Origin of the sequence: Pontibacterium sp., from assembly GCF_041587635.1 — a bacterium.
In the GTDB taxonomy this organism is placed as follows: domain Bacteria; phylum Pseudomonadota; class Gammaproteobacteria; order Pseudomonadales; family Balneatricaceae; genus Pontibacterium.
In genome coordinates this window covers 1-6649 of the sequence record NZ_JBFGYC010000189.1, presented here as the reverse complement: position 1 = coordinate 6649, position 6649 = coordinate 1, and the positions used below count along the sequence as shown (strand labels likewise).

6 protein-coding genes are annotated in these 6649 nt (G+C 51.2%); 4 read left to right on the top strand and 2 right to left on the bottom strand.

From position 1 onward, the window contains the following. Both ABYW01_RS10765 and ABYW01_RS10760 read left to right on the top strand, forming a co-directional pair. On the top strand, nt 1–1387 hold a 1387-nt coding region (locus ABYW01_RS10765), incomplete at its 5' end, for an electron transfer flavoprotein-ubiquinone oxidoreductase (protein ID WP_372832639.1). 125 nt (nt 1388–1512) lie between these two features. Further along, nucleotides 1513–2142, top strand: coding sequence for a response regulator transcription factor (locus ABYW01_RS10760; RefSeq protein WP_372832638.1), 630 nt, complete (start codon nt 1513–1515; stop codon nt 2140–2142). Nucleotides 2143–2202: 60 nt separating this feature from the next. On the opposite strand, the gene ABYW01_RS10755 is transcribed toward ABYW01_RS10760, so the two are convergent. Continuing rightward, nucleotides 2203–2868: a TetR/AcrR family transcriptional regulator gene (locus ABYW01_RS10755; RefSeq protein WP_372832636.1), complete on the bottom strand. Its 666-nt coding sequence runs from the start codon at nt 2866–2868 to the stop codon at nt 2203–2205. Between the two features lie 365 nt (nt 2869–3233). Here ABYW01_RS10755 and ABYW01_RS10750 point away from each other — a divergent pair, with 365 nt between their 5' ends. After that, nucleotides 3234–4334, top strand: a complete 1101-nt coding sequence (locus ABYW01_RS10750) for a sigma-54-dependent Fis family transcriptional regulator (protein ID WP_372832635.1) — start codon at nt 3234–3236, stop codon at nt 4332–4334. Nucleotides 4335–4390: 56 nt separating this feature from the next. On the opposite strand, the gene ABYW01_RS10745 is transcribed toward ABYW01_RS10750, so the two are convergent. Continuing rightward, a complete protein-coding gene (locus ABYW01_RS10745; protein WP_372832634.1) occupies nt 4391–5167 on the bottom strand; it encodes an IclR family transcriptional regulator in 777 nt (258 codons plus the stop codon). Between the two features lie 362 nt (nt 5168–5529). On the opposite strand from ABYW01_RS10745, the gene bhcA reads away from it, so the two are divergent. After that, nucleotides 5530–6649 (top strand): L-aspartate--glyoxylate aminotransferase BhcA (gene bhcA / locus ABYW01_RS10740; RefSeq protein WP_372832633.1); only part of this gene is annotated, 1120 nt, incomplete at its 3' end.

Below are 6649 nucleotides of genomic sequence, written 5' to 3'. Positions count from 1 at the left end.
GAAAGCTCAGAAATTGCCGAACGGTGTGGTGCCGAAAACCATGCATAACGAAGGCAACTATATCGCCAGTCTGGGCAACGTCTGCCGTTGGTTAGCGGAGCAGGCTGAGCAACTGGGCGTTGAGATCTTTCCGGGCTTTGCGGCGAGCGAGATCCTTTACCACGATGACGGTGCTGTGAAAGGGATCGCCACGGGTGACATGGGTATCAGTGAATCCGGTGAGCAGAAAGACAGCTACATGCCGGGTATGGAGCTGCATGCCAAATACACCCTGTTTGCAGAAGGTTGCCGAGGTCATTTAGGCAAAGAGCTGTATGCGAAGTTTGACCTGGATGCTGACGCGGATGCACAGCATTACGGCATCGGCATCAAAGAGTTGTGGGACTTACCTGTAAAAGAAGGGGAGCCGGAGAAACATCAGCCGGGTCTGGTGATACACGGCTCAGGCTGGCCACTGGAGAAAGGCACCAGCGGTGGTTTCTTCCTGTATCACACAGAGAATAACCAGGTTGTGGTTGGGCTGATCGTGGATCTGAACTACGCCAACCCGCATGTCAGTCCGTTTGATGAATTCCAGCGCCTGAAACACCATCCCGTGCTGAAGCAGTATCTGGACGGTGGCAAGCGTGTCTCCTATGGCGCCCGAGCTATCTCCAAAGGTGGTTTCAATGCGCTACCGAAGATGACCTTTCCGGGTGGATTGGTGATCGGCTGTAACGCAGGCACCCTGAACTTTGCCAAGATCAAAGGCACGCATACGGCGATGAAGTCCGGCATGTTGGCGGCAGAAACCGTGTTTGCAGCGATCAGTGGTGGGTGTGAAGGTCGCAAAGAGCTGTCAGCGTTCACTGATAGTTTTAAGACCTCCTGGTTGTACGATGAGTTGTACCGCACCCGTAACTTTGGCCCCGCGATGCACAAATTTGGTCCGATGCTGGGTGGCGCGTTCAACTTTATTGATCAGAATATCTTTGGCGGCAAGCTGCCGATCACCCTGCGAGATAATCATGTCGACTATGCGCAGCTCAAACCGGCGGATCAGTTTAAACCGATTAGATATCCCAAGCCTGACGGTAAACTGAGTTTCGATAAGCTGTCGTCGGTTTTCCTCTCCAACACCAACCATGAAGAAGATCAGCCGTGTCATTTGGTGTTGCGTGATGTTGATCTGCCGCTGAGTAAGAACCTGCCGCTCTATGCTGAACCAGCACAGCGATACTGTCCTGCTGGGGTATATGAAGTGATGGAAGATGAGCAGGGACAACGTTTCCAGATCAATGGCCAGAACTGCCTGCACTGTAAAACCTGTGATATCAAAGACCCCGCGCAAAATATTACGTGGGTAACCCCGGAAGGGGGCGGCGGCCCGAACTATCCGAATATGTAGAAAATCGTTTTTGGAACGAGCTCTATACCGTTGTGAGATGCCCTCACTTCTCTTTTTCAGGCACCGTAAGGTGCCTGCTTTTTCCCGGAGTTTCAGGAAATAGGTTGGATGTTCAGGGGAAGCGCGTGACTAAAAATAAAAACATATTGATTTTGGCACCCTACGAGTTGTATCGACAGGGCGTGAAGCTAGCGTTGTCGGGTGCCGGGGTATGGCCGAGATATAACATCTATGAAAGTGACAGCCTTACAGCATCCTTTCCCCAGAGCCGGATTGATCTGATTATTGTGGATTCGTCTATCGTGACAGTGGAGTCTATCCCAGCGTTTCGTCAGAAGGCCCATGAAAAACAAGTGTCCGTTCTGATGCTCGCGGATAAACTGGATGATGAGGCGCTGCATCTGGCTCGTCGTATCGGTGCGAGCGGTATAACGTCGACTTTGGTTGATCTGGCTGAACTATCGGGAGTCACCAGGAAATTGCTGAAAGGGCACAGCTGTTGGCCTGATGCTCAACTACTGAAACGTTCTGAGCGCAGATCATCATTGTGTCGACCATTGAATAGTCGGAGTCCGGCGCTTACTGAGCGCCAGACGCAGGTACTCAAACATGTCCGAGTGGGGCGTTCGAATAAACAGATCGGTTATGACATGAACATCAGCGAGAGCACCGTTAAGTCGCATATCTCTGAGATTTTGAGGAAGTTTGCGGTAACAACTCGGACACAGCTGGTTTCGCGTCTGAATGTAAGCTAAGCGCCTTTATTAGGGAAAGGGCAGAATACGTTAATCAGCTTCTACACCGTTCCGCAATACTTAAGGTTTTGCGACTAGGCCATCCTGAATGGTTTCGTTGGTAATGCTGGTGACCAGCTGAAGAAAGCTGGTGGCGGCAATATTGGTAATTTCCGGGCGTTGGGTCGCCCAGGGTTTTCCAAAGCCAGCAAAGGGCGTTAAGCCTTCCATTGAAGCGGAAACAAACAGTGCGACTTGTTCCCGTGATGTTTCAGTCAACGTAGGGTTCAGAATTGCAATCAAGTGGTTCAGCACCGCTCTGGCCTTAATGTAGAGCGCATCCATACGTTCCGCGGCGTACTCGTCATGGTTTGCCAGCGCCCAGAGTTCAGGGAAGAAGTTGGTCGTTTCCTGAGTGCCAATATCCTCAATGATAAACTTCACAATGGCGACAAACTGATCCTCCGCGGATTCTCCCGTGCTTTGCAGGATCTGATCAAACTCCCAGACATAACCTTCTATCACTTTATCCAGCAGATCCCGAAGCAGGTCCTGCTTGTTGGAGTAGTAATAGTTGAGGTTACCCACGCTGATACCCGCACCCGCGGCCACTTTACGTAATGTGAGGTTGTGATAACCGCCAGCGATCATCAATTCTTGCGCAGACTGAAGAATTTTCAGGACCCGTTCCTGTCCTTTGGAAAAGGCGGCGGTACCGGGGCGGACTTGTAGTTGAACTGCACACATAACGTATTGATATTCTTAGTCTGAGTTGGATAGGGAGGATTATCTCTAATCTGACAAAATCGTTCAATTTAGGGACAGTTACGTACGTAAAGCGATGCTTATGACAGCGTCATATTCTTAATGTTAGCAATAAATAGGACTGGTGACCTATTTTATTTTTCCTGAACGACTGCTAAGGTTAATAACATTCTAGGTCGCACGTACTAATAAATATAAAACTGGGTGTCCTGTTATGAACGTTTCTACTCGCAGTCAGCGGGAGATGTCAGCATCTCTCTATCCGCTTTTGCCTGTCGACGGTATCGAGCTCTATTCTCGTGCATTCGCGTGCGTGAACCTGACAAGCTATCGCTGAGGTATTGGATATGTTGGCGCAATCTTCCCCTATCGACACGGTAGCGACCCGCAGTGGTCCTCAAAAAGTCGTGGCTGTTTATCCCACTTCACACTCAACCCGTCAGGGAACACAAACACCGCCTGCTCGACAGCAGGGAGAGATCAGCCTCTCTGATGTCACCTTCGATGATACTGAGTTCACGCGGGCCGCCAGGCGTGGTGCCAAAGGACTCAATCATCAGATTCCCCTGCTACTGATGGGTGAGACGGGTTCCGGTAAAGAAGCCTTAGCCCGGGCATTGCATCAGGAAAGTAATCGCCGTGGTCAGGCGTTTGTGGCGCTGAATTGTGCAGCGATCCCTGAAGGGTTGATCGAATCGGAACTGTTTGGTTATTCCGAAGGGGCCTTTACGGGGGCCCGACGCGGCGGCATGCAGGGGAAAGTACAGCAGGCGGATAAAGGTACCTTGTTTCTGGATGAAATTGGGGACATGCCGCTGGACCTCCAAGCACGATTACTGCGTGTGCTGCAGGATCGCTGTGTCACCCCGCTTGGCAGTGGCAAGGTCATCCCCGTTGATATTACGGTAGTGTGTGCGACCCATCGTGATCTCAAGCAGATGGTGGCGGATGGAACCTTTCGCGAGGATCTCTATTACCGCCTGAACGGCGTTGCGATCCGCATCCCTCCGCTGAGAGATCGACGCAACTTCCCGGCCTTTGTGGAGCATATGCTGCTGGCCGAAGCGGGTGACGGGCATGGTATGACAATTGATGCCGAGCTGATGAAGTGTTGGCAGCGTTACCGCTGGCCCGGCAATGTGCGTCAGCTGCAAACGGTGATCAAAACCTGTATAGCATTTATGGAGGAGGGGGACAGTGAGATCACTGATGATCTTCTCACCGAGGAGTTTCGTGAGGAACTGAGTCTGGCGTCTCTGGATAACGTCTCCTGTCATCCAGCATCTGGTTCGCCCAACTCGCTGAAGAGCGCTGAAGTGGAGTTGATCAAAAGAGCAATGGTAGATAGCGGTGGTAATATCTCAGCCGCGGCGGTTGCGCTTGGCATTAGCAGGGCGACGCTATACCGTCGGTTGCAGAATGCAGATAGAGGTTCAAACTCAGAATGAGGACGTGTTGCACTGATGGTGTCGCAATCCTGAATTACTTTTCTTTCAGATAGTCATCAGGTGGCTACATGCGAATATCCCAGCTGCCTGGATATCGCTTCGCCTGTACTCATCAGATCATTAACCCACTCTCTCTTCCTTCTTTCTATCGGTGCAGAAACGGATAGACCTGCGGTTACGCTGCCAGAACTGTCATATAGCAGTACGCCGATGCAGCCGACACCGATTTCAGCCTCCTCGTTATCCAATGCATAGGCTCGGTCGACACTGGTTATGCATTCATCTACCAGTGTGGGCAATGACGTGAACGTATTGCGCGTGTAGGCGGGTAGGTTCGTCCGCTGTGCATAGCTGTGAATCTCTTCCTCACCTCCCATACCCAGAATGAGTTTTCCAATAGCGGTTACATGCAACGGGGCTCTGCTGCCGACGACTTGCTGTACGTGCATCATCCGGTTGGGCGTGGCTCTCTCGAAATAGATCACTACATCACCTTCCCGAATGGTGAGGTTGACGGTTTCCCCAAGCTTATCCCGCAGCTTTTCCATATAGGGCAGGGCTATCGCACGTAGATCAACATCTGTGTACCGGCGGTTGTTCAGTTGCAGCAGTCGTTGCCCAAGTCGGTATTCGCCGCTCGGATCACGCTCAACAAATCGGTTCTCGATCAGAGAGTGCAGGATGCGATGTGCTGTCGAGGGGTGCAGGTTGGTCTCTGCGCTCAAGACTTTCAGCTTTACCGGTGTGGAGTAGCGAGAAATAGCATCAAGTAAAAGTGCTGCTCGATCAATAACCTGAATACGAGATTCGGGCTTTAGATTGTCTGCCGTCATGATGAACTCCGGCTGTCTGTTGAGTGTTATTGTGTTCATATATCGTATACAAAAACGCATGTAATTTGAACAATATTTGAGCTTTCATAATATGAGAAATATAGATTTATCGTGGTTATTATATATAAAACAATAGGTTGTGATTTTTTAATTGGGTTTTTGTAGAGATTTCACATTGTGAAAACGTTGCGTATTGCGGTGTGCTATAGTTGGAATTAAGGTGTGCTTAAGTTTTTATCGCATTGGTATTGTATACAAAGATGGGTGATGTGTTGTTTGGTAGTCACTATCTATGTGCGCAGTGTACTGGTGCGGCAAAGCATTCCTAATCATCAAATACTGACTTTACGGAGTGGAGCTCTATGACTGATCAAAATCCGGTCTTTATTCCAGGCCCTACCAATATCCCTGACCGCTTGCGTAATGCGATGCATGTCCAGACTCGCGATCACCGTTCACCGGATTTTGTCGAAACGCTTGCGCCCGTACTGCGTGACTGTAAGCGAATCTTCGGGACTGAAGCGGGTGAGATCATCACTTTCCCATCAACCGGTACCGGCGGTTGGGAAGCAGCAATTACTAATACCCTGTCACCGGGTGACACAGTACTGATCGCACGTTACGGCATGTTCTCTCACCGTTGGATTGATCTGTGTCAGCGTCACGGTCTGGAAGTTGAAGTCATCGAATGCCCTTGGGGGAGCGGTGCGCCAGCCCATCTGTTTGAGACACGCTTGAAAGCCGATACCGCAAACGAGATCAAAGCGGTGCTGGTAACCCACAACGAAACCGCAACCGGTGTACGCAGTGATATCGGTGCTGTTCGCGGTGCGATGGATGCGGCAAACCACCCGGCAATGCTGTTTGTGGATTGCGTAAGCTCACTGGCGTCCATGCCATTTGAGATGGATGCCTGGGGTGTCGACATTGCAATCTCCGGTTCGCAGAAAGGTTTCATGCTGACCACCGGTATGGCGATCCTTGCGACAAGCCCGAAAGCACTGGCGGCGATGGAAACCGCACAATTGCCGCGGACCTTCTTTGATTTCCGCGACATGATGAACGCGAACAGCGCGGGTGGTTTCCCATACACCCCACCCAACCAGCTGATCTATGGCCTGAAAGAGAGTCTGGAGATGCTGTTTGAAGAAGGTCTGGAAAACGTTTACGCCCGTCACCACCGTTTGTCGGAAGGGGTGCGTAAGGCTGTTGAAGCCTGGGGCCTGAAGCTGTGTGCCCAGTCTCCAGAGCTGTACTCCGACACGGTAAGTGCGATCTACGTACCTGAAGGTTTCGACAGCAACCAGCTGACTGACCACGCGTTCAGCGCCTACGGCGTGTCCTTCGGTATCGGTCTGGGTGAGATGAACGGCAAAGCGTTCCGCATCGGTCACCTGGGTTCTCTGACCGACGTAATGGTGCTGTCCGGTCTGGCGACCATCGAGATGGCGATGGCCGACCTGAACTACCCGATTGAACTGG